Source organism: Streptococcus suis YS56, from assembly GCF_000440115.1.
GTDB classification, from domain to species: Bacteria; Bacillota; Bacilli; order Lactobacillales; family Streptococcaceae; genus Streptococcus; species Streptococcus suis_L.
The window spans coordinates 24,299-46,009 of record NZ_ALMY01000081.1; the positions used below are offsets into that span (position 1 = coordinate 24,299).

A 21,711-nucleotide genomic window follows, 5' to 3' on the forward strand; every position below is an offset into this window, starting at 1 on the left:
AATTTTTTGGAGGATTGACTTTATGGAATATAATAAACAAGAAAAGGCACTACTTAAAAGATTTAATAAAGTTAACTTTAGAGAATTTTCTAAAGAAGATATTCTTGAATTAAATTCAAAACTTGCTGAAGTTGATCCAGAAGTTGCTAAAGCAATAGTAGCACAATTTCCAGAGTTTATTAATGGAGCCAAGACCTCTATTAAAGAATTTCAAATTGTTGTTGACAAGGCTATGGAGAGCAACGAAGTAACGCAAAAAGCTATTTTCGAAGCCTGTAAACAAAAATTGAATATTTTGGAAAGAATGTTAGAAGATGAACATCTAACTTTTGAAGAAAAGAAATATTACTTGTCCGAAATGCAAGATATTATTGAAAAACTTGACTCACTAGATTCTAAAAATAAAGAGTGGTTAGGAAAATTGCTAAATACAGCTGGTTACTTTATAGTTGGAAGTCTGGCCATTGGTTTAACAATTTTAGGCATCAATAATACAAAGAAATAGACAGGATTACCGTACATAATTATTGACAAAGTTGACTACAAAAAATTTAGGAAGTAATTCATGCTACGGAATTCGAGGATTACGACATGATTCGAAATATTGAGTATGCAGATTTGTCAGCGATTAGAGAAATAAATGCACAAGTCTTGGGCTACGATGTTCCTCTTGAGCAAACAGAAATACAATTTAAACGTTGTTCAGAGACTAATGGACATATTATCTTGGTTTTTGAGGACGATGAAACTGGTCAAGTATCAGGCTATATTCATGCTCAAATCTATGAAAGTCTGTATTCAAATCGTGGTCTTAATATTCTGGGATTGGCTGTTCTTTCAGAATGCCAAGGCAAGGGAATTGGTTCAAAATTGTTACAAGCAGTTGAAAAACTAGCTATAGACAAAGGACTATCTTTCATTCGCCTCAATTCAGCTGAACACCGTAAACAAGCCCATCGTTTTAACGAGCATTTGGGATATGAATCTGACAAATTACAATATCGCTTTATCAAGCACTTATAAAGGAGTACCGCACATGATTTTTGACAAAGTTGACTACAAAGATTTCGACAAAGAAGTTTGGGAAGCTATCCAAGCTGAAGAAAAACGCCAACAAAATAATATCGAATTGATTGCGTCTGAAAACGTTGTTTCTAAAGCTGTTATGGCAGCTCAAGGTTCTATTTTGACCAATAAATACGCAGAAGGTTACCCAGGTCGTCGTTACTATGGCGGTACGGAATGCGTTGACGTAGTTGAAAGTTTAGCTATTGAACGTGCTAAAGAAATATTCGGCGCAAAATTTGCTAACGTTCAGCCACACTCAGGAAGCCAGGCCAATTGTGCTGCCTACATGGCCTTGATTGAGCCAGGAGACACTGTTATGGGGATGGACTTAGCTGCAGGTGGTCACTTGACTCACGGTGCATCCGTTAGCTTCTCAGGACAAACTTACAACTTTGTCGCTTACAATGTTGATGAAGAAACTGGCTTGCTTGATTACGATGCAATTTTAAAACAAGCAAAAGAAGTACAGCCAAAATTGATTGTAGCAGGTGCTTCAGCCTATGCACGTACAATTGACTTTGCTAAATTCCGTGAAATTGCTGATGCAGTTGGTGCAAAATTGATGGTGGACATGGCCCATATTGCTGGTCTTGTAGCTGCTGGTCTCCATCCAAACCCAGTTCCACACGCTCATATCACAACAACAACAACTCACAAAACACTTCGTGGACCTCGTGGTGGTTTGATTTTGACCAATGATGAAGAGCTCATCAAGAAAATCAACTCCGCCATCTTCCCAGGCATCCAAGGTGGTCCATTAGAGCATGTTATTGCTGCAAAAGCCGTATCTTTCAAAGAAGTTTTGGACCCAGCTTTCAAAGACTATGCTCAAAAAGTGATTGAAAACAGCAAGGCCATGGCTGAAGTCTTCCTTGCAAACCCTAACTTTAAAGTCATCACAGGAGGAACAGACAACCATCTCTTCCTAGTTGACGTGACAAAGGTCGTTGAAAACGGTAAAGTTGCTCAGCATCTCTTGGATGAAGTAAATATTACTCTCAATAAAAATTCAATTCCTTACGAAAAACTCTCACCATTCAAAACAAGCGGTATCCGTATTGGCTCTGCGGCCATTACCGCTCGCGGTTTTGGAGTAGAGGAAGCTCGCAAGGTTGCACAACTAACTATCAAAGCACTTGAAAATGCAGAAAATGAAACCGCTCTTGAGGAAGTCCGTCAAGAAGTGCGTGCTTTGACAGATCAATTCCCACTTTACGAAGGTTTATAATGGATATATTTGTAAAAAAAGCCATCATACATCAATTTAGTCCTGATGATACAGAGCTGGTCCTTGCCGACCAGCTTTTGACTGTTAGCCCCAAAATAGAAGAATATTTGCGTAAAAAGATTGAACGTGTCTTTTCTGATGAAGCAAAAACAGGACAATTTAACCCCGACAATCCTTTTCTTGACTATTTAGATGGTGACCTACTGACAAACTCTGTCAAGATTGCTAATCTATGGAAAGAAGAATTTTCAATTTCTGAGAATTTAAAAACCAATGACCTCATTTTTATAGAGTTTGAACGAAACGGTGTTGAACATTTTGCCTTTTTGAGAATCTCACTGCGTGAAAATCTCGCCCACGTTGGTCTGGAAAGCGATAGCCCGCTAAAAATCACTCAAAATAATTTACCAGGGGCAGGGTCGGCTCCAGATGAGGCCTTGATTGTCAATCTTCAGACGCGTAAGTATCATTTGATTGAGAAAAGAATAAAACACAACGGAGCCTTCCTCAATTATTTCTCAGATAATCTTCTGCAAGTTACACCAGCTATTTCTGCAAAAAAATCAATCAAAGCAGTAGAGCAAACTGCACAGAAGATTGCTGATAATTTCCATCAAGGTGATTTTCAATTTCAATCGAAAGTCAAGTCAGCTATTTTCAACAATTTGGAAGAAGATAACGAGCTTTCACCTGAAAAATTGGCTGATCAGTTATTCGATAACAACCTGACTGCTCGTTTAAATTTCGTCGATCAACTGAAAGAGGTCATACCTGATAAGATTTCCTTCGATGAAATTGATAGTAGCCGTCAACTTAAGAAATTTGAAAATCAGAAGCTATCTTTATCAAACGGAATTGAGTTGATTGTGCCAAATGCAATCTATGAGGATGCAGAATCGGTTGAGTTTATTCAAAATGATAACGGAACCTATTCTATTCTTATCAAAAATATTGAAGACATAAAGAGCAAGTAAATGAAAAAACTGATACGTACGCTGATACTTCTTTTGCTGATTTTTCTCGGTTACAAATTCTATCAAACCTACAGTGCAGTAAAGCAAGTGATGACCTATCAAACTATGGTACAAGAAGTATTGGCAGAAAACGATACACCAGCTAATGAAGAACTAGTCCTAGCAATGATTTACACAGAAACCAAGGGACAAGAAGCAGATGTCATGCAATCAAGTGAGTCCGCTACTGGCTATGCTAACACCATCACGGATAGTAGAGAGAGTATCCGGCAAGGAATTATCTACCTGACAGAAAACCTACGGTTGGCTGAGGAAAAAGGAGTAGAGGTTTGGACAGCAGTTCAGGCGTATAATTTCGGTCCAGCCTATATTGACTATATTGCTGAGCATGGTGGAGAACATACACTCTCTTTAGCGAAAGAATACTCCAGAACAGTAGTAGCACCAAGCTTAGGGAATACTACAGAAGAAACGTATACCTATTTTCACCCCTTGGCTTTGCTAAATGGTGGGAAGTTATATGTAAATGGTGGAAATATCTACTATGCTAGACAGGTTCGTTTTAATATGCACCTGATGCGCCTCATTAATTTATTTTAATACCTATCAAACTCATCGGAAATCTGATGAGTTTTTTTAACTACAGCATTTTTACAAACTAGGTAAAATTGTAGTATAATAAAGAGAATAGGAGACAGAGTGATGAAACGAAATGTATTGATTACAGGTGCAAGTAGTGGCATTGGCAAAGCAATCGCTTATGTGTTTGCTGCTAATGGTGATAATATCATCATTACAGGACGAAGATTGGACAAACTAGAAGAAATTAAGCAAGATATTGAAAAACAATACCATGTTCAGGTATCAGTTCATTCATTTGATGTTACGAATATGGAACAAACGATTGTAAATTGCCAAAAAATCATAGAAGAAGTTGGACAAATTCATATTTTGGTAAACAATGCTGGCCTGGCATTGGGATTGGACAAATTTCAAGACTATGATTTGACTGACATGATGACAATGATTGATACCAATATTAAAGGATTACTAACTGTAACACGTCAGTTATTGCCACAAATGGTTGAAAATAATGAGGGTCATATTATCAATATTGGATCAACGGCCGGTATTTACGCCTATGCAGGAGCTGCTGTCTATGCTGCAACCAAATCAGCTGTCAAGGTGCTTTCAGACGGGATCCGTATTGACACGATTGATAAAAATATCAAGGTAACTACGTTACAACCCGGTATCGTTGAGACTGATTTTAGCCAAGTCCGTTTTCATGGAGATAAAGAGAGAGCAGCGACAGTCTATCAGGGAATCGATGCTCTTCAAGCAAATGATATTGCCAACTGTACGCTATTTGTTGCAAATCAACCTGCACACGTGCAGATTTCTGATATGACCATTATGGCAACCAAGCAGGCAACTGGCTTTACTATTCATAGAGATTAGAGGGGAGATAGCTAGAATGAAAAGAAAATATTTAGCACTCGCTCTTGGCTTGCTCACTATCATGTCACTTTCTGCCTGTCAAACTGAAAAGAAGGGCAGTTCCGCAAGTACCTCAACTGCTGATACCCAGGTTTCTAATGCCAATACAAGCACTTCATCAACAATCCAACGTGAGATTTCTCTTAGTTCTATGGATATAGATGCTCTAATGCAAGGCAATTACGACAGTATACTAGGCACCTGGCAAAATAGTCAAGGAAATTCACTAGTCTTCAATAGCAAAGGATTAGTAGCAGATAGCCAGTCCTTACTTGGCCGCGGAAAAATAACTGATGGAATTTTTGAAACAGGCTATGTAGACGCAACGATTGGCGATGTAACACTATTAATGATTCCCAAAGGAACACAAGCGAATACAACTGAGACAGACACTACTGACTCTACGCGCGATAGAATGATTGTAATAAGCCAAGAAATAGCAGCAGACGTAGTAGATGTTTATTATCGCTTGACCAATTCAGCCACTAGCGGTATAGACCCATTAAAAAATACTGAAACAGGCATCCAGTTGGATAGTGGGCCAAAAACGATTGATTATGCCAACTCAATTTTAGGCGAAAACAATTGGCGCGTCATTGAAGGTAACTACACGCGCACCGAATCTATTCCTTATAATATTTTGGAAGGCGATGATAATGCCCGTTATACTATTTACCAAAACGGTGTCATTATCAATGCAGATTATCAAATTGTTTATCAACCATAATGATTCTCTAGGAGGTTAGACATGACATTCACATCATTTGAACCAACACGCAATGTTCAAGATTTTCATTTGGCAGCCTTTGCCTACTATGATGGACTAGATGTAATCGACCAACTCAAACCAGGAACACCTGTTCAGCTAGTCGGAGAGCCTTCAAACCCACATGACTCAGAAGCTGTAGCAATCTTTTATCAGGGCACAAAGTTAGGATATATCCCATCGGATAAAAACTCACTAATCAGTCGGTTAATCTATTTTGGACACGGCGATATTCTAGAGGCACGTATTCAGATGTCCAATACAGAAAATCATCCTGATCGCCAGTTTCGAGTCGTTGTAAAACTAAAAGATAATCGTAAAAATGGTTAGGTCGGTAATTTACCAACCTAACCATTTTCTACTTAACACGGAGCTGTGCCCTCCGTTTTTGTTCTTCAATAATACTTAAAAAGGCTGCAAACTCCCTATCCAGGCGATGTTGGTAGGCCTTATTTTTTATTGTGAGGTCTTCAAGGAACACTGGATAGGTTCCTTTTTTATACAATTCTCCTTGAAAGAAGAAGCGGTCCGATAATTTATCAACTGAAACAAGCGAAGAACGCCAGCGGCTTTTACGAGAATGAGAAGGTTTCCAAGATATTTTTAATTGCTTCTCATAAAAGTACCAGCCCATAATATAGATTTTTGTTATCTGATTTCGTTTTCTGTCTTGATAGAAACAAGGAACTGCATAAACATTTCCATGCTTTGTTTGCAAAAAAGGATGAAAATCTTTTATCTTTTCGTATTCTTTCTTTGGAATAAGGGTTAATTGATTATCCTTAATAACCTTTTTCTCATCAATAGTATACGAATAACGGTAGGGGTCATAAATGGTTGATTGTCCACGCGCTCTATAACGCTCTGCCATTTCCTTAAAAATAGGTAGACGTCCATAACCATCCATCAGACTAGATAGACTAAGTCCTCGTCGATTATTATTTTTCTTCACACCAAGAATCTGGCAGGTAGGCCAATAATTGATAGGAATGGCTCCCAATCCAACCAGAAGACCGGCGCTGTCAAAATGACTGGCAAAGCGTACCTCACGAGTGTGACCAGTCTCATTTTTCAAATCAACAAATACAGGTTGCTTGTCCTGTTCAAAAACAATTATATAATTTCCAGAAGACTCCGTATTTTCTCTAATTGGAACGGTGTAGAAGTGGTGAAAATTTGGTAATTCTAGTAACTTTCCAAGTGTTGATGTTTTCATAACACAAGTATAACAAAAAATATTTTTCAAATCCACAAAAAAACGTTTAATTTGTTAAACAAAAATGTAAAGAAACTGGGAAAGACATCCATGACGACTTTCCCACTCCCACCGTTTATTCAAGGATAGGTGATGATTGTCTTATCTACCGAATCTTCTAAAGCCTGGCGCGATTCTTCTGATAAATGCAAATCTGCAAGGGTTTGTTCTGAAAAATAGTAGGGATTTAGACTATCTACAAATGCAGAAATTGAAATGACAGCTTTCTCCAATATCAGAGATTTTTCAGTGTAAGCAAAGGGAATAGCAGACCAATCATCACTCTCGAACATTTCTAAAATATCTTTTTGAACTTGAATTTCAGCCTCATTTTTAGCTGAAACTAGGATTGTTTTTAGTGTAGCACGAAAACTTTCCTTGTCTTGCACCAAGTCTTCCAAGGTCAACAAGCTTTCATCTGCCTTCTCATAAAAAATATCTAATTCCGTCTCTGACGAAGTAGTCACATGGAGCCAGTCAGCCTTGATACTGGTTTTCATTACTGCATAGGCAGAAGTATTTTCAAAGGGACTGCTACGCGTTTGAGGATAGAGAACAATCCACTCTTTCTGGAATAGATTGTCAGGTTTAGCTATTTTCAGTTCCTCCTCAGAAGCTGTACCAATCCGCTGGCTGATAGCAGTAGTGTCATCTCGCTGAAAGAATCCAATGATACGCGGATTTTGCGGACCACCAATGGCATCAATTTTTGTTCCTAGATCATTAATAATGCGTATGTTCAAGGCATGCCACTGCTCATTTAATAGTCTATTTTGCTCTTTTCCGAGCCAGTAGATTCCGATACAAGATAGACCAGTGGCAATAAGCAAGACAAGTAACAGCACTTTCGAGTATTTCAACACAGCCATCACACCTTTCTAAAACGTTTTCATCCATATATTATCATATAAAAATATAAAAAGCAACTATTTTATGGTACCACATTAAACGGTTACACAAGTATATAAATTCTAAGTTTACGACAGGAATGTTTAATGATAAAATATAGGTAATTCGAACTCATAATTTAATAGGTGTAGATACAACACCGTTGGAGGATACTATGGATGAACAATATCAATTCAATTGGGTAAACTTTTATAAGGAATTTGCTTGGAAATTACTAGACTATAAAGATAATAGAGCAGAGCTGGTTGAGAAAGTAAAAGCTATCTATACCAAAACCAAGATACATATGCCCACGTTAGAAAAGGACAATCAACTGATAGATATTGATCCTTTTACGATATTTGGACTCTTCAATAAGCAAATAAAAGAGGAGAATCGCATTAAAATTCTGACAGCTATAGCAGAATTATTCAACCTCCAAACGGAAATCCCATCCTCTTTTGAAAGCATACCAGTACTGATGAATCAGAATGCGACTTTCTATTACTTTATCGGAGATCGTGATGAGAAAGATATTGATGACTTATGGGAACTTTTTATTGCTGCTTTGACCTATAGCAAGGAGCCTACGGCTGAGAAGAAAGAAAAATTTTCACACTATTTTGATTTGGCTATAAACAAGAAAGGAAATGGCAACAGCAAGATTACGATGGCCTTGTATTGGATTGCTCCTGACTTTTTCTTGAACTTAGATAGCAGAAATAAGTGGTATGTATACGAATCTGGGGAGATTCCTACTGATGTCATCAAAAAACTACCAAAGATGAAGCCAAAAATTTCTGCCGATGATTATTTTTATATCTCGGACTCTATGCATCATTATTTAAACAGTGCAGAGAGCAAACTGAAAGATTTTAAAGATTTATCATCCATGGCTTGGAAATACTCTAAACAGATCAATCAAGAAGAGAAGGAAAGAAGTGCTGGAGCAATTTCTCCACTGGCTGATGAAGCTGATACTGGAAACGAGATAGGTAGTGAAGAGGTAGTAGAAGATAGCTATACGAAAAATCACTTCCTATCAGAAGTCTATATGACAGAAGAAGAGTATGATCAATTAACCTCCATACTCCAAATGAAAAAGAATATCATCTTACAAGGAGCGCCAGGAGTTGGAAAGACGTTTGTTGCAGAACGCCTAGCATTTTCATTAATGGGTAAACCAGATTTAGAAAAGGTCATGACAATTCAGTTTCACCAAAGCTATTCCTACGAGGACTTCATCATGGGCTTTAGGCCTTCGATAAGTGGCTTTGAGCTGAGAAGAGGAGCATTCTATACTTTCTGCAAAAAAGCAGAGTCTGACAAGGGTCATGATTATTTCTTTATTATTGATGAAATAAACAGGGGAAATTTGAGCAAAATTTTTGGTGAATTGTTTATGCTGATAGAAAATGACAAACGAGGCAAGTCTTTACAGCTCCTCTACTCGGATGAGCAATTCTCAATTCCAGAAAATCTATATATCATCGGCATGATGAATACCGCAGATAGGAGTTTAGCCCTACTTGATTATGCACTGAGACGACGCTTTGCCTTCTTTGACATCAAGCCAGGTTTTTCAACTGCGGGATTCAAAGATTATCAAACAAATCTGAAAAACGAAAAATTCGATAGACTCATTTCCTGTGTAGAAAAGCTAAATCAGGCCATTTCAACAGAGGAAGTACTGGGAGATAGCTTCTGTATTGGGCATAGTTACTTCTGCGGTTTATCGGCAGAAGTACTGGACCAAGGTTTGCTAGAAGCCATTGTTGAATATGAACTGATTCCCCTCTTGAAAGAATATTGGTTTGATGAACCGACAAAAATTCATGATTGGAGTAGTAAGTTAAGGAGTACCATCCAGTGATACCTGTCCAAAATATCTACTATATGCTATCCTACGCATTCAAAATCCTTCATAAGCAGGAATATAAACGGATTGCTACCGAAGAATTTAAAAATGCTGCAGATCTACTGGCGGAAATAATGATAATCAGCCTCTCGATACAGGTGAAAAGAGGACTTGGTCGAGAGTATCGTTCTCAAACCGAGTCACTCTCGGCACTTAAAGGTAAAATACATATCGCTGAATCTTTAACACCTCCGAATTGGCGTAGAAAGCAACTTGTTTGCCAATACGATGATTTTTCTCTTGACAGTACAATGAATCGCATTATCAAAGCAAGCATTGAGATACTGCTAAAAGCTGATATAAGCAGGGACAGGAAAAAGAAATTGAGAAAACTCTTAGTTTTCTTTGGAGAAGTCTCAAAAATTAATCTACACTCAATCAATTGGAATTTACAATATAATCGAAACAATCAGTCGTATCAATTACTAATGTCAATCTGCTATTTGGTAGTGAATGGATTAATTCATACAGAGAGGGAGGGGAATAAGAAATTGATGAATTTTCTTGATGAGCGGAGGGAATCCTTGCTATATGAGAAGTTCATTCTTGGATATTATAAAAAGCATTATCCCAAAATACAGGTTACCGCCTCTCAGATACCTTGGGCACTAGATGATGGTTTTGGAGAAATGCTCCCCATCATGCAGAGTGATATTTACCTCAAATATAAAGATACTATATTGATTATTGATGCTAAATATTATTCTAGTAACACACAGATTCGCTTTGATAAGCGCACACTCCATTCAAATAATCTATACCAAATTTTTACCTATGTGAAAAATCAGGCTTATCGCCTGTCAGATTCAAACGATACAGTAGCAGGAATGCTTCTATACGCTAAAACCGATATAGATATTCAACCTAATCAGGTCTACCAAATGCATGGAAACCAGATTAGTGTCAAAAATTTGGACTTAAACCTGCAGTTTGCAAGTATTGCTGAACAACTGGATGACATCATTACATCGCATTTTCTATCCCCTCCCAAACGGTACTAGTTAGAGTTTTAAGCTAGAAAACAAAAGGCCTTAGTTAGCATATAAATACTAGCTAAAGCCTTTTTTGTACTTTTCTATCCTTATTGGAGAGATTTTATCATCAGTAGAATGATTTCTTCCAGTTCTTCACGTTTCTTTGTCGGAAGTTTGTTTAACTCGTTCAAAACATTGTAATTTGTGGTTGAATCTACTACTTGGAAAAAATCAGACACTTCAATTTCAAGAGCAGAAATGATTTTTTCAAGTGTATCAACTTTTATATTTGAACCTTTTGTTTCGAGATTGGAAATATAATCTATTCCGACCTCTGCTTTTTCACTTAACAGTTGTTGACTCAGATTTTTCTCTTTTCGTATTTGTCGAACTCGAGTACCGATATATTGTTTTAATGTCATTTGTTTTCACTTCCTCACTACTATATAAATGATACGAGGAAATGAAAACTAATATAACTAGTTTTTATACTAAAAATAATAAATAAATTAGTCTACAGACCAAATTTGTGTGCTATAATAGTCTTAAACAAATATTTTTTGTTTACATTAAAAAAGGGGAATCATATGAGAACACAAAGAAAAGTTGTAAATTCACTTGCTTTAACCGTTGCCCTTGGGGCATCTGCTACAAATCTTCAGGTGAAGGCTGATGAAGTAATCACTCCAGTGGCTGAATCTACGGAAACAGTCGTAACAACACCAACGACTATTTCTGCTGAACAAGTGGAACAAGCACAAGAAGTCGCATCTGCCGACACAAAAGCTGTTGAAGCTCAAACAGCTGTTGATACAGCAGCTAGCCAAACACTTGCTACGGAAACTCAAGCAGTAGAAACATTGACTGAAGCCGCCGCACAAGCATCTACAGCACAAGAAGCTCTTCCAGCAGCGGAGGCTGAAGTAGCTACTCAAACAGAAGCAGTTGCACAAGCTCAAACGGCTGTCGATACGGCTCAAGAAGTTGTAGACTCCGCGAATGCTGAAGTAGCAAGCGCTCAAACATCTGCTGACACAGCAAATGCCGTTGAAGCTCAAGCATCAGCTACTTTGGAAGACGCAAAAGCACAACCAGTAGTCACTGCTGAAAGTGTAGACGCGCAAATTGCTGAAACTAAGAGCACTATTGCGGAAAAAGAAGCTGAAGTAGCTAAAACAGCCGTCGAAATTACTGCAACTGACAGTAAAATTGCAACAGCACAAGAAGCGGTTGATAACTACAAACCAACTACAGTTACTGAAACCGTTGCATCAAGCAATTATGTTGAACACACAGCTGCAGATAAAGACCTTGAAGATGTTTTGGGTGATAATGTATATGCACGTCAACACGAAACCGTCATTTTTGATGGTGAAGACACCAAAACAGTTGTATTGACAGCTGAACAAGCTAAAGAATTAGCTGAAACAGGTTCATTCACTTACACATTTGATGCGAAAGCTGTATCGGAAGAAGTGGTGAATATCATTAATGAATTGCGTCGAATCAATGGCATTACATTGACACCTCGTTATGGTAAGACTCAAGAAGATATCGCATTGAAAGTAACAGACAATCTCGTTGACATCGCTAATGCACGTGCACAAGAACTGGTAACTCATTTCTCTCACACCGAGGGTAATAAAGTAAACATGAATGAAAACGGGTTTACTAAATATTTTGAATCAATTGCCAAAGATAATTACAGTTTGACGAGTTCGGCTGACAATAAGTCTAAATCATTATCACACGCAGAAATAGCCTATAACTTAGTGTTAGGGTGGTTCAGTGAATATGATAATATGACCGTGGATTTTGGTCACCGTGACCATCTTTTAACGTATGCTACGGGTAATCTCGCAGTAGGTATGGCAACGGATGGCACTAGCCAATACTTTGCACTTTTATCTGATGATGATGCCCGCACTATTCTTTTCCAACAATCAACAGTTGATGGTAAGTTGACACAAACTTACAACGGTGAGCGTTTGAAATTCTTGCCAAAACGTACCTTTAACTATGTCACAACTACAGTAGTCGACAACAGTCAAGCGCTTAAAGACGCCGTTGTTGCCCTTGAAGTTGAGAAATCAGCCTTGCTTGCACAACAGTCACTTGCATCTGACGCATTGAATCAAGCCGTATCAGCTCTTGCTACATTGGAGCAAGCGAAGACTGATATTACTCTTACAAATGCGAAACGTACAGCTGCAATTGCAGAAGCACAAATGGCATTTGACAATGCAAGTGCAACGGCTAAAACAGCAAATGCGGCGTTGCGTCAAGCTCTCGCATCACAAGAAGAAGCTCTTGCGAACTTGGAAACAGCTAAGGGTGAACTTACAGACGCACAAGCTGACTTGGTAACAGCTAAGACCAAAGTCGCTGAATTGAAATCATTGCTTGCAAATCAAGACCAATTGCTTGCTGACTTGGAAGCTGCGAAAGCGCGCTTAAGCGACGCTGAAGTGGCGAAAGACGAGTCAAGCGCATTGCTTGCTGAATTGGTAGCGAAAGCAGAAGCATCACAAGCTGAAGCAGACCGTCTTGCAACCTTGTTTGCCTTGCAAGAAGAATTCAACACAGTGATTACTGAAGATGAAGTAACAGCAACACCAAAAGATGCACCAACAGCACCAGCATTGCCAGCGGTAGACTTCAATGATTTGTTCAGCAAACCATCAGAAGAGTCACAAACAACAGATGTGAAAGTACCGAAAGATGGTGATAAAGGTCAAGATTTGGATGTTATTGACAATATTGATAATGAAAAGACAGTTGTCACTCCGACAGTTTATAAGCCACAGGCAGGAATTACTGTTCAACAAACTGCTACTGGAGAAAAAGTAACTTATTCACGTGTTGAACGTGCTCATACATTGCCAAATACAGGCTCAGAGGATAATATCGTTTTGATGGTCATTGGAGTTGTCTTAGCAGGTCTAGGTCTTGCAGGTGCAAGAAGACGTAGACATGGGTAAAATGGAACTGATTTACAATATTGTGAGTGTGAGGAGATAAATTTATGAATACCTATTCTAAAGAAGAACTCATGGAAATGTTGGGGTATAGTTTTCAAGTTCTGAAAGCCGTAAAAGATTTAGACGATGCTATTTTAAGGGTGCAAGATAGAGCAGCTAATAAAATTACAGGAAATTATATAAAGCTTCGTTCTTGGTATAACAAAGCTCTTGCAATTTTTATTTTATTTTGTATTGTATTAGGTGCTCTCCAAGGAAAATATGCACTTGGGATGCACACAATCTTTCAATTTTTATTAATCTATGTAGTATTTTGGGCACTGTTTTCACCTATCTTAGCTATGATAAATTTTGTTTTTAAGTATTTTGCAAAAAGAGAATTTGTAAAAGCGGAAACAAACGACGAGTCAAATGCATATCGTCAAAAAGGAAGAGAGCTACTAAAAGATAAACAATTTCTTGAATATAAAAGTATTATTCCGTCTACCTATTTCAATATGAATGACCTTTATCTACTTTATAGCTATTTGGAAAACTTTAGAGCAGATAATTTTAAAGAAGCTGCCAATTTATTATCGGAAGAGAAGCATCGAGACAATGTGGAATATAACCAAGCTATGATGAAAGATAGTCTTCGTTCAATTCAAAATAATGTACGCTACCAATCTGTTATGCAAACAATCCAATTACTTGAAACAGCAAAGATTAGGTCATCTATTGATTCATTATTCTAAGTAATGTGGTGAAACAGAATTTTGAACTTCTTAAGATTAGATAAAACAATTGAACTTAAAATTAAGAGATAGTGAATAATAAGCATCACTATCTCTTTTTGCTACGAGTAATAGATAAAAAACGAAGCTCAAGGTTGGGCTTCGTTTGGAGACAATTTGGAGACAGTTCAAACCAATTTATCTCATTTAAATGCTTTGTACAGGAGTTAGAATGCTGTTAAATCAAGGATTCTTAGCTAAAGTTACTCTTATATATTATTCCCATTCAACGGTTGCTGGTGGTTTACTTGTTATATCATAGACGATGCGGTTGACGTGGTCTACTTCGTTTACGATGCGGACAGAGATTTTTTGAAGAACGTCCCAAGGTAGTTTGGCAAAGTCAGCTGTCATTCCATCAACAGAAGTGATGGCACGGATGGCGATGGTGTAGTCGTAGGTACGACCATCACCCATGACACCTACAGAGCGGACACCAGTATTAACCGTGAAATATTGCCACACATCGCGGTCAAGACCCGCTTTTGCAATTTCCTCACGCAAGATAGCGTCAGATTCGCGAACGGTTTTAAGTTTTTCCTCAGTGATTTCACCCATGACACGAATGGCAAGGCCTGGTCCTGGGAATGGTTGGCGCCACACAACTTCATCCGGCATACCAAGAGCAGTACCGAGGGCGCGAACTTCATCCTTAAAGAGAGTATTGAGCGGTTCAATCAACTTGAACTGCATATCTTCTGGCAGACCACCAACGTTGTGGTGAGATTTGATTGTCTCTGCAGTATCCGTTCCAGATTCGATAATGTCGGTATAGAGCGTTCCTTGAGCCAAGAATTCCACATCGGTCAACTTGCTTGCTTCGTCGTCAAATACGTAAACAAATTCATTACCGATGATTTTACGTTTTTTCTCAGGGTCAGATACGCCAGCAAGTAAATCCAAGAAACGCTTAGCAGCATCAACGCGAATAATATTAAGACCGAACTTGCCACCCAACATCTCCATAACCTGATCACCTTCATTTTTACGAAGAAGTCCGTGGTCAACGAAGATACAGGTCAATTGATCACCGATAGCACGTTGGAGCAGGACCCCAACAACAGAAGAATCGACACCGCCTGACAAACCAAGCAAGACTTTCTTGTCTCCAACAGTCTGGCGGATTTTTTCGATTTCTGTTTCAATGAAGTTTTCCATTGTCCAGTCGCCTTTGGCTCCACAGATATCAAATGCAAAGTTTTTCAAAATATCATTTCCATAAACCGAATGACGAACTTCTGGGTGGAACTGAATACCGTAGATACGGCGTTCTGTGTTTTCAATAGCAGCAAAAGGGCAGTCAGCAGAGAGGCCAACCAGATGGAAATCAGCAGGGATTTCAGTTACAGCATCCCCGTGACTCATGAGAACCAATTGCTCTTCTGGCGTTCCAGCAAACAAGGCTGATTCAGCTTTCAATTGTAGATTTGATTGACCATATTCACGGTTTCCAGCCTCACCAGCAGGTACAACCTTACCACCCAACTTATGAGTGATCAACTGCATGCCGTAGCAAATACCCAAGATTGGAATACCTAATTCAAAGATTTCAGGATCAATATCGAAGGCATTTTCAGCGTAAACAGAGTTTGGACCACCTGAAAGTACGATACCGATCGGATTGATGGCACGAACCTCTTCAGCAGTAATTTTGTGATTTTTCAATTCTGAAAAGACACCAAATTCACGAATTCGACGTGAAATAAGTTGGTTGTACTGGCTACCATAATCCAATACAATAATTTTTTGGACATCTTGTTTTGTCATGTTTTTCCCTTTCGTTTTGAAAATAATTCAAATACTAGTAGTTAGTTTAACATAAAAGCGAACATTTTCCAAATTTTATTTGTTAAATATCTGTTTTGCAAACTATGAGTGATAATAAAAATGTTAGTGTTCGTATTTTTATTGTTTTTACTCACTTTATTTTAGGTAATCTGACTTCATTGTTTGCCTAGGAGAATTTTACCAATAGAGTGTGGCCTGAATTAGCCAAACGCCTTTATTTTTGGTAAACTAGAAAGAAGGGAAAGGCTAGATAAATGAAAGCAGCATATATCACAATTCACGATAAAATTAAGGAACAAATCGATAACGGAATCTGGAAAATTGGTCAACGTTTACCAAGTGAACGCGATTTAGCAGATGAATTTGGTGTTTCTCGTATGACGCTCCGTCAAGGAATCACACTTTTAGTGGAAGAAGGTATTCTACAACGCAAGATTGGTTCCGGTACTTATGTCGCCAGTACACGGGTTCAAGAAAAGATGCGAGGCACGACTTCCTTTACTGAATTAGTACAACTCCAAGGAAAGACGCCAAGCAGCAAATTATTGTCCTATACACGAACCAAACCTAATGAAAAAGAAGTTGAACAGTTAGGTTTATCCCGTGGCGAGTATGTTATTCGAATGGAGCGGGTCCGCTATGCAGATAATGTTCCAGTCGTGTATGAGGTTGCCAGCATTCCTGAACGCTTGATAAAAAATGTCCCCAAAGAAGATGTTACCAACCATTTCTTTAAAACACTTATGGACAATGGTTATCGAATTGGAACGAGCAAACAAACCATTTTTGCGCGTTTAGCCAATGAAAAAGTGGCTCAATATTTACAAATTTCTAAAAACCAGGCTATTCTCGCACTAAAACAGGTATCTTATCTCGAGGATGGTCAAGCATTTGAATTTGTAAATAGTCAGTATGTTGGAGAACGTTTCGAATTCTATTTAGAAAACAATTAACATAAAAATAATTATGTAAAACTTTTTTTAAAAATCCGTAATCTTTAGTGATGACGGATTTTCTTATTTATAAAATATGGAATTTTTGATATAATAAAGTTTATGGAAATTGAAAAAACCAACCGAATGAATGCCTTATTTGAATTCTATGCTGCCTTGCTAACAGACAAGCAAATGAACTACATCGAGCTCTATTATGCCGATGATTATAGTTTGGCTGAGATTGCTGAGGAATTTCAAGTTAGCCGTCAGGCGGTCTATGATAACATTAAACGAACAGAAAAATTACTGGAAGACTACGAGATGAAACTACATATGTATTCTGACTATGTAGTGCGTAGCCAGATTTTCGACGAAATACTGAACAAGTATCCAGAAGATGCTTATTTGAAGGAGAAAATCGCCATTCTAACCAGTATTGATAATAGAGAGTAAGAGGAGAAGTATATGGCTTTTGAAAGCTTAACGGAACGTTTACAGAATGTTTTTAAAAATCTGCGTCGTAAGGGAAAAATTTCTGAGAGTGATATTCAGGAAGCAACCAAGGAAATTCGTCTGGCCTTACTAGAAGCCGACGTTGCTCTTCCAGTTGTAAAAGATTTCATCAAGAAAGTACGTGAACGTGCCATTGGTCATGAAGTTATTGACACTCTGAACCCTGCTCAACAAATCATCAAAATCGTTGATGAGGAATTGACGGCTGTATTAGGTTCTGAAACTTCAGAAATTATCAAATCACCAAAAATTCCAACTATCATTATGATGGCTGGATTGCAGGGGGCTGGTAAAACGACCTTCACAGGTAAGTTGGCTAATAAACTCAAGCAGGAAGAGAATGCCCGCCCACTCTTGATTGCTGCCGATATTTATCGTCCAGCTGCCATTGACCAGTTGAAGACCCTTGGTCAACAAATTGATGTACCTGTATTCGAGTTGGGCAATCAAGTCCCTGCACTGGAGATTGTACGCCAAGGTTTAGAACAAGCCAAAGCTAATCATAATGACTACGTTCTGATCGATACGGCCGGTCGTTTGCAGATTGACCAAGCCCTTATGGCCGAATTGAGAGAAATCAAAGAGTTTGCTCAGCCAAACGAAATCCTCTTGGTCGTCGATGCTATGATTGGTCAGGAAGCTGCCAACGTTGCGCGTGAGTTCAATGATCAACTGGCTATTACTGGTGTGATTTTGACCAAGATTGACGGCGATACACGTGGTGGTGCAGCCTTGTCTGTCCGTCACATTACTGGTCAGCCAATCAAATTCACCGGTACTGGTGAAAAAATCACAGATATTGAAACCTTCCACCCAGACCGTATGTCCTCGCGTATTTTGGGCATGGGTGACATGCTGACCTTGATTGAAAAAGCCAGCAAAGAATACGATGAGAAGAAATCACTAGAACTCGCTGAAAAAATGCGTGAGAATACCTTTGATTTCAACGATTTCATTGATCAGCTGGACCAAGTTCAGAATATGGGACCAATGGAAGACCTGCTGAAGATGATTCCAGGTATGGCTGGTAACCCAGCCCTTGCCAACTTGAAAGTTGACGAGCGTGAAATTGCACGAAAACGAGCAATTGTATCCTCTATGACGCCAGCTGAACGTGAAAATCCTGATTTGTTAACACCTAGCCGTCGTCGTCGTATTGCTAACGGTTCTGGAAATAGCTTTGTCGAAGTCAATAAATTTATCAAGGATTTCAACCAAGCGAAAACCATGATGCAGGGTGTCATGTCAGGCGACATGAACAAAATGATGAAACAAATGGGAATCAACCCAAATAATCTCCCTAAAAACATACCAAACATGAACGGTATGGATATGTCTGCTCTGGAAGATATGATGGGCGGTGCAGGCATGCCTGATATGAGCCAACTGATGGGCGGGGCTGGTATGCCAGACATGTCCCAAATGTTTGGAGGCGGTTTGAAAGGTAAAATTGGTGAGTTTGCTATGAAACAAGCCATGAAGCGCCAAGCCAATAAAATCAAGAAAGCCAAAAAGAAGAGAAAATAATCTCTTCTTTTTTACTTTTTATTCGAAGAAGTAAGATACAGCGCTATAAAATAGAAGTAGCAAAGCAGGAAAAATGATTTTTGAACCCCAACACTTTCCATTATAACGGAAATATTCAAAAATGTCCTTTTTAGTGGACAATTTTTATATTGTCCGTTATAATGGAAATATAATAGAAATCAGAGGACAAGTTATGAATTATATCGCAATAATAGGAGATATTGTCAATTCAAAACAGACTTCAAACCGCTCTAGTATTCAAGAAAGGCTAAAACAGCAGCTAAATAGAATCAATCATTCCTTCGCTCAGGACTTCGCATCGCCATTTACCATTACAAAGGGAGATGAATTTCAAGCCTTATGCAAGCCTAACCCTTATATTTTTTTAATAATTGACCAAATCCAACTAGCTTTTCGTGATGAGGTGGAGATTCGATTTGGAATTGGCTTGGGTGAGATTCTAACAGCTATCGATCCCAAGCTAAGTATTGGAGCAGATGGTCCAGCTTATTGGGAAGCACGCAAGGCTATTGACTTCATTCACGACAACCATGACTATGGCACCAGCAAAATTGCATTTTCATCTGAATACAAGCAAATCGATCGTGTGATTAACCCCTTGCTAACTTCTAGCGATTTCATCAAAGCTACCTGGAATCGTTCGCAAACGGATCTGTTTGAGACCTTAATCTCCAAAAAAATCTATCAAGAAGAATTCACACAAAAGCCAATTGCTGAGAAAATGAAACTGAGTCAAAGCGCCTTTACCAAACGCTTAAAATCGAGTGGAATAAAACTTTATTTCCGAAATCGAAAAACAGCTATGGATTTAATCCTGCAGCTCAGTCAAAGAAGCTAATTTTGTTTACATAATTTATATTGTGTAAATTTTTTTGTAAAAATAGAAAGGAATACCATATGATTATTTGGCTAAACGGCCCATTCGGTGTCGGAAAGACTACTTTAGCAAATAAATTACACAAACGAATAGAAAACTCATATCTCTATGATCCCGAGTTACTAGGTAATTTCTTACAACATCAATTACCTCAGACTGTATGTCCTGAAGATTTTCAAGATTATTCCGTTTGGCGACAGAGTACTTATAAAATAGTATTTGATTTAGCGACTAAAACTGATAAGATTATTATTATTCCCATGACAATCTATAAGACAGAATATTATCAGGAGATCATTCAGCAATTGATAAAGGATAAGATTCCTTTGGAACAGTATATTTTGTTAGCTGACAAAACAACCATTTTAGAACGTTTAGATAATCGAGTCAATGAAGACAACTTCTGGGCCAAAAGGGCATATTGATGTTTGTTTAAAAGCTTTTGAAAGTCATATTCCGGGGCCACAGGTTAAACACAGACAATTTGAAGCCAGAAGAGGTTGCGAAGGAGATTCTAATGAAAAAACTACATCCACATCTTTCCGAAAAACTATAATTTTCTTGAAACTTATATAAGATTATGCTATACTACTCATATAGCTAAAATCAGGAGAAAATGATGAGACGCGAGTTATTATTGGAAAAAATTGATCAGCTGAAAGAAATTATGCCTTGGTATGTCTTGGAATATTATCAGTCCAAGTTGTCTGTGCCTTACAGTTTTACAACCTTGTATGAATACTTGAAAGAATACCGTCGTTTTTTTGAGTGGTTACAGGATTCAGATTTAGTCGCTGTCGAACGAATTGCTGACATTCCGCTGGATGTTCTGGAACATCTGACCAAGAAAGATATGGAGGCCTTTATTCTTTATCTGCGGGAACGTCCCTTGCTGAACGCCAATACCACGCAGAATGGTGTGTCGCAGACCACCATTAACCGTACCCTCTCGGCCCTTTCTAGTCTCTTCAAGTATTTAACCGAAGAAGTGGAAAATGAGCAGGGCGAGCCCTACTTCTACCGCAACGTCATGAAGAAGGTATCCACCAAGAAGAAGAAGGAAACCTTGGCGGCTCGGGCAGAGAATATCAAGCAGAAGCTCTTTTTGGGCGATGAAACGATGGAGTTCTTGGACTATGTTGATAAAGAATACCAAGTAAAGTTATCCAAACGTGCCCTCTCATCCTTCCAAAAAAATAAGGAGCGGGATTTGGCGATTCTGGCACTTCTCTTGGCTTCTGGTGTCCGTCTGTCAGAGGCGGTGAATTTGGATCTTCGAGATGTCAACCTCAATTTGATGATTATTGAAGTAACCCGTAAGGGGGGGAAGCGGGACTCGGTCAATGTGGCTGGGTTTGCTAAGCCCTATCTGGAAGCCTATATGAGCATCCGTCAGCAACGCTACAAGGCTGAAAAAACGGATACAGCCTTCTTTCTGTCCGAATACCGTGGGCTGCCCAATCGTATCGACGCTTCTTCTATCGAAAAAATGGTGGCCAAGTACTCTGCGGACTTCAAGATACGTGTGACACCACACAAACTCCGTCACACGCTGGCAACACGGCTCTACGACGCCACCAAGTCGCAAGTTCTGGTCAGTCATCAGCTGGGCCACGCCAATACCCAGGTAACCGACCTCTATACCCATATCGTTAACGATGAGCAGAAAAATGCACTGGATCAGTTGTGATGTTGCGTAAAATAAATTATGTAAAATAACACGAG

22 protein-coding genes are annotated in these 21,711 nt (G+C 38.6%); 18 read left to right on the plus strand and 4 right to left on the minus strand.

What is annotated here, in order from left to right; translation table 11 throughout:
• Nucleotides 1–22 precede the first annotated feature (22 nt).
• From SST62_RS0109985 to SST62_RS0110020, 8 genes are all read left to right on the plus strand, one after another.
• Nucleotides 23–505 (plus strand): hypothetical protein, encoded by a 483-nt coding sequence (locus SST62_RS0109985; protein WP_029187240.1) that lies wholly within the window; start codon nucleotides 23–25, stop codon nucleotides 503–505.
• A gap of 86 nt (nucleotides 506–591) precedes the next feature.
• Nucleotides 592–1,023: a GNAT family N-acetyltransferase gene (locus tag SST62_RS0109990; protein WP_029187241.1), complete on the plus strand. Its 432-nt coding sequence runs from the start codon at nucleotides 592–594 to the stop codon at nucleotides 1,021–1,023.
• A 13-nt stretch (nucleotides 1,024–1,036) separates the two neighbouring features.
• Nucleotides 1,037–2,296: a serine hydroxymethyltransferase gene (gene glyA, locus SST62_RS0109995; RefSeq protein ID WP_029187242.1), complete on the plus strand. Its 1,260-nt coding sequence runs from the start codon at nucleotides 1,037–1,039 to the stop codon at nucleotides 2,294–2,296.
• Nucleotides 2,296–3,270, plus strand: a complete 975-nt coding sequence (locus SST62_RS0110000; protein ID WP_029187243.1) for a nucleoid-associated protein — start codon at nucleotides 2,296–2,298, stop codon at nucleotides 3,268–3,270. Before glyA ends, SST62_RS0110000 begins: the two co-directional genes overlap by 1 nt.
• Nucleotides 3,271–3,870 carry a lysozyme family protein gene (locus SST62_RS0110005; RefSeq protein ID WP_002934990.1) on the plus strand — a complete coding sequence of 200 codons (600 nt, stop codon included), beginning with the start codon at nucleotides 3,271–3,273 and terminating at the stop codon, nucleotides 3,868–3,870.
• Nucleotides 3,871–3,972: 102 nt separating this feature from the next.
• The gene (locus tag SST62_RS0110010; RefSeq protein WP_029187244.1) at nucleotides 3,973–4,731 is read left to right on the plus strand and encodes an SDR family NAD(P)-dependent oxidoreductase; all 759 of its coding nucleotides are present in this window, start codon (nucleotides 3,973–3,975) and stop codon (nucleotides 4,729–4,731) included.
• Between the two features lie 16 nt (nucleotides 4,732–4,747).
• Complete coding sequence (locus SST62_RS0110015) at nucleotides 4,748–5,497, plus strand: DUF6287 domain-containing protein (RefSeq protein WP_029187245.1); 750 nt, start codon at nucleotides 4,748–4,750, stop codon at nucleotides 5,495–5,497.
• A gap of 21 nt (nucleotides 5,498–5,518) precedes the next feature.
• Entirely contained in the window at nucleotides 5,519–5,866 is a 348-nt protein-coding gene (locus SST62_RS0110020; RefSeq protein ID WP_024378649.1) for an HIRAN domain-containing protein, read from the plus strand.
• A 28-nt stretch (nucleotides 5,867–5,894) separates the two neighbouring features.
• On the opposite strand, the gene SST62_RS0110025 is transcribed toward SST62_RS0110020, so the two are convergent.
• Both SST62_RS0110025 and SST62_RS0110030 read right to left on the minus strand, forming a co-directional pair.
• Nucleotides 5,895–6,752 carry a hypothetical protein gene (locus tag SST62_RS0110025; protein WP_029752299.1) on the minus strand — a complete coding sequence of 286 codons (858 nt, stop codon included), beginning with the start codon at nucleotides 6,750–6,752 and terminating at the stop codon, nucleotides 5,895–5,897.
• A gap of 119 nt (nucleotides 6,753–6,871) precedes the next feature.
• Nucleotides 6,872–7,660, minus strand: a complete 789-nt coding sequence (locus SST62_RS0110030) for a hypothetical protein (protein WP_029187246.1) — start codon at nucleotides 7,658–7,660, stop codon at nucleotides 6,872–6,874.
• A gap of 194 nt (nucleotides 7,661–7,854) precedes the next feature.
• On the opposite strand from SST62_RS0110030, the gene SST62_RS0110035 reads away from it, so the two are divergent.
• Nucleotides 7,855–9,552 carry an AAA family ATPase gene (locus tag SST62_RS0110035; RefSeq protein ID WP_029187247.1) on the plus strand — a complete coding sequence of 566 codons (1,698 nt, stop codon included), beginning with the start codon at nucleotides 7,855–7,857 and terminating at the stop codon, nucleotides 9,550–9,552.
• A complete protein-coding gene (mcrC, locus tag SST62_RS0110040) occupies nucleotides 9,549–10,598 on the plus strand; it encodes a 5-methylcytosine-specific restriction endonuclease system specificity protein McrC (protein WP_029187248.1) in 1,050 nt (349 codons plus the stop codon). Before SST62_RS0110035 ends, mcrC begins: the two co-directional genes overlap by 4 nt.
• 80 nt (nucleotides 10,599–10,678) lie before the next feature.
• Here the strand turns inward: mcrC and SST62_RS0110045 are convergent, their stop codons facing one another.
• The gene (locus SST62_RS0110045) at nucleotides 10,679–10,993 is read right to left on the minus strand and encodes a helix-turn-helix domain-containing protein (protein WP_029187249.1); all 315 of its coding nucleotides are present in this window, start codon (nucleotides 10,991–10,993) and stop codon (nucleotides 10,679–10,681) included.
• Between the two features lie 165 nt (nucleotides 10,994–11,158).
• Between SST62_RS0110045 and SST62_RS0110050 the strand changes: the two genes are divergently transcribed.
• Nucleotides 11,159–13,552: an LPXTG cell wall anchor domain-containing protein gene (locus SST62_RS0110050; protein WP_029187250.1), complete on the plus strand. Its 2,394-nt coding sequence runs from the start codon at nucleotides 11,159–11,161 to the stop codon at nucleotides 13,550–13,552.
• 44 nt (nucleotides 13,553–13,596) lie between these two features.
• Nucleotides 13,597–14,286 (plus strand): hypothetical protein, encoded by a 690-nt coding sequence (locus SST62_RS0110055; protein WP_029187251.1) that lies wholly within the window; start codon nucleotides 13,597–13,599, stop codon nucleotides 14,284–14,286.
• A gap of 255 nt (nucleotides 14,287–14,541) precedes the next feature.
• Here the strand turns inward: SST62_RS0110055 and guaA are convergent, their stop codons facing one another.
• Nucleotides 14,542–16,092 (minus strand): glutamine-hydrolyzing GMP synthase, encoded by a 1,551-nt coding sequence (gene guaA, locus SST62_RS0110060; RefSeq protein WP_029187252.1) that lies wholly within the window; start codon nucleotides 16,090–16,092, stop codon nucleotides 14,542–14,544.
• Between the two features lie 275 nt (nucleotides 16,093–16,367).
• Between guaA and SST62_RS0110065 the strand changes: the two genes are divergently transcribed.
• From SST62_RS0110065 to xerS, 6 genes are all read left to right on the plus strand, one after another.
• Nucleotides 16,368–17,066: a GntR family transcriptional regulator gene (locus SST62_RS0110065; RefSeq protein ID WP_002943214.1), complete on the plus strand. Its 699-nt coding sequence runs from the start codon at nucleotides 16,368–16,370 to the stop codon at nucleotides 17,064–17,066.
• Between the two features lie 102 nt (nucleotides 17,067–17,168).
• Nucleotides 17,169–17,501, plus strand: a complete 333-nt coding sequence (locus tag SST62_RS0110070) for a putative DNA-binding protein (RefSeq protein ID WP_002935001.1) — start codon at nucleotides 17,169–17,171, stop codon at nucleotides 17,499–17,501.
• Between the two features lie 12 nt (nucleotides 17,502–17,513).
• A complete protein-coding gene (gene ffh, locus SST62_RS0110075; RefSeq protein WP_029176721.1) occupies nucleotides 17,514–19,088 on the plus strand; it encodes a signal recognition particle protein in 1,575 nt (524 codons plus the stop codon).
• Between the two features lie 193 nt (nucleotides 19,089–19,281).
• Nucleotides 19,282–19,947, plus strand: coding sequence for a SatD family protein (locus SST62_RS0110080; protein ID WP_029187253.1), 666 nt, complete (start codon nucleotides 19,282–19,284; stop codon nucleotides 19,945–19,947).
• A 59-nt stretch (nucleotides 19,948–20,006) separates the two neighbouring features.
• On the plus strand, nucleotides 20,007–20,411 hold the full coding sequence (locus tag SST62_RS01000000111740) for an AAA family ATPase (RefSeq protein ID WP_228376867.1): 405 nt from the start codon (nucleotides 20,007–20,009) through the stop codon (nucleotides 20,409–20,411).
• A gap of 194 nt (nucleotides 20,412–20,605) precedes the next feature.
• Nucleotides 20,606–21,676 carry a tyrosine recombinase XerS gene (gene xerS / locus SST62_RS0110090; protein ID WP_029187254.1) on the plus strand — a complete coding sequence of 357 codons (1,071 nt, stop codon included), beginning with the start codon at nucleotides 20,606–20,608 and terminating at the stop codon, nucleotides 21,674–21,676.
• The last annotated feature ends 35 nt before the right edge of the window (nucleotides 21,677–21,711 follow it).

What these genes read in the sequence shown, in the direction of transcription:
- SST62_RS0109985 (WP_029187240.1), top strand. Translation starts at nt 23, where the DNA reads ATGGAATATAATAAACAAGAAAAGGCACTACTTAAAAGATTTAATAAA.
- SST62_RS0109990 (WP_029187241.1), top strand. Translation starts at nt 592, where the DNA reads ATGATTCGAAATATTGAGTATGCAGATTTGTCAGCGATTAGAGAAATA.
- glyA (WP_029187242.1), top strand. Translation starts at nt 1,037, where the DNA reads ATGATTTTTGACAAAGTTGACTACAAAGATTTCGACAAAGAAGTTTGG.
- SST62_RS0110000 (WP_029187243.1), top strand. Translation starts at nt 2,296, where the DNA reads ATGGATATATTTGTAAAAAAAGCCATCATACATCAATTTAGTCCTGAT.
- SST62_RS0110005 (WP_002934990.1), top strand. Translation starts at nt 3,271, where the DNA reads ATGAAAAAACTGATACGTACGCTGATACTTCTTTTGCTGATTTTTCTC.
- SST62_RS0110010 (WP_029187244.1), top strand. Translation starts at nt 3,973, where the DNA reads ATGAAACGAAATGTATTGATTACAGGTGCAAGTAGTGGCATTGGCAAA.
- SST62_RS0110015 (WP_029187245.1), top strand. Translation starts at nt 4,748, where the DNA reads ATGAAAAGAAAATATTTAGCACTCGCTCTTGGCTTGCTCACTATCATG.
- SST62_RS0110020 (WP_024378649.1), top strand. Translation starts at nt 5,519, where the DNA reads ATGACATTCACATCATTTGAACCAACACGCAATGTTCAAGATTTTCAT.
- SST62_RS0110025 (WP_029752299.1), bottom strand. Translation starts at nt 6,752, where the DNA reads ATGAAAACATCAACACTTGGAAAGTTACTAGAATTACCAAATTTTCAC.
- SST62_RS0110030 (WP_029187246.1), bottom strand. Translation starts at nt 7,660, where the DNA reads ATGGCTGTGTTGAAATACTCGAAAGTGCTGTTACTTGTCTTGCTTATT.
- SST62_RS0110035 (WP_029187247.1), top strand. Translation starts at nt 7,855, where the DNA reads ATGGATGAACAATATCAATTCAATTGGGTAAACTTTTATAAGGAATTT.
- SST62_RS0110045 (WP_029187249.1), bottom strand. Translation starts at nt 10,993, where the DNA reads ATGACATTAAAACAATATATCGGTACTCGAGTTCGACAAATACGAAAA.
- SST62_RS0110050 (WP_029187250.1), top strand. Translation starts at nt 11,159, where the DNA reads ATGAGAACACAAAGAAAAGTTGTAAATTCACTTGCTTTAACCGTTGCC.
- SST62_RS0110055 (WP_029187251.1), top strand. Translation starts at nt 13,597, where the DNA reads ATGAATACCTATTCTAAAGAAGAACTCATGGAAATGTTGGGGTATAGT.
- guaA (WP_029187252.1), bottom strand. Translation starts at nt 16,092, where the DNA reads ATGACAAAACAAGATGTCCAAAAAATTATTGTATTGGATTATGGTAGC.
- SST62_RS0110065 (WP_002943214.1), top strand. Translation starts at nt 16,368, where the DNA reads ATGAAAGCAGCATATATCACAATTCACGATAAAATTAAGGAACAAATC.
- SST62_RS0110070 (WP_002935001.1), top strand. Translation starts at nt 17,169, where the DNA reads ATGGAAATTGAAAAAACCAACCGAATGAATGCCTTATTTGAATTCTAT.
- ffh (WP_029176721.1), top strand. Translation starts at nt 17,514, where the DNA reads ATGGCTTTTGAAAGCTTAACGGAACGTTTACAGAATGTTTTTAAAAAT.
- SST62_RS0110080 (WP_029187253.1), top strand. Translation starts at nt 19,282, where the DNA reads ATGAATTATATCGCAATAATAGGAGATATTGTCAATTCAAAACAGACT.
- SST62_RS01000000111740 (WP_228376867.1), top strand. Translation starts at nt 20,007, where the DNA reads ATGATTATTTGGCTAAACGGCCCATTCGGTGTCGGAAAGACTACTTTA.
- xerS (WP_029187254.1), top strand. Translation starts at nt 20,606, where the DNA reads ATGAGACGCGAGTTATTATTGGAAAAAATTGATCAGCTGAAAGAAATT.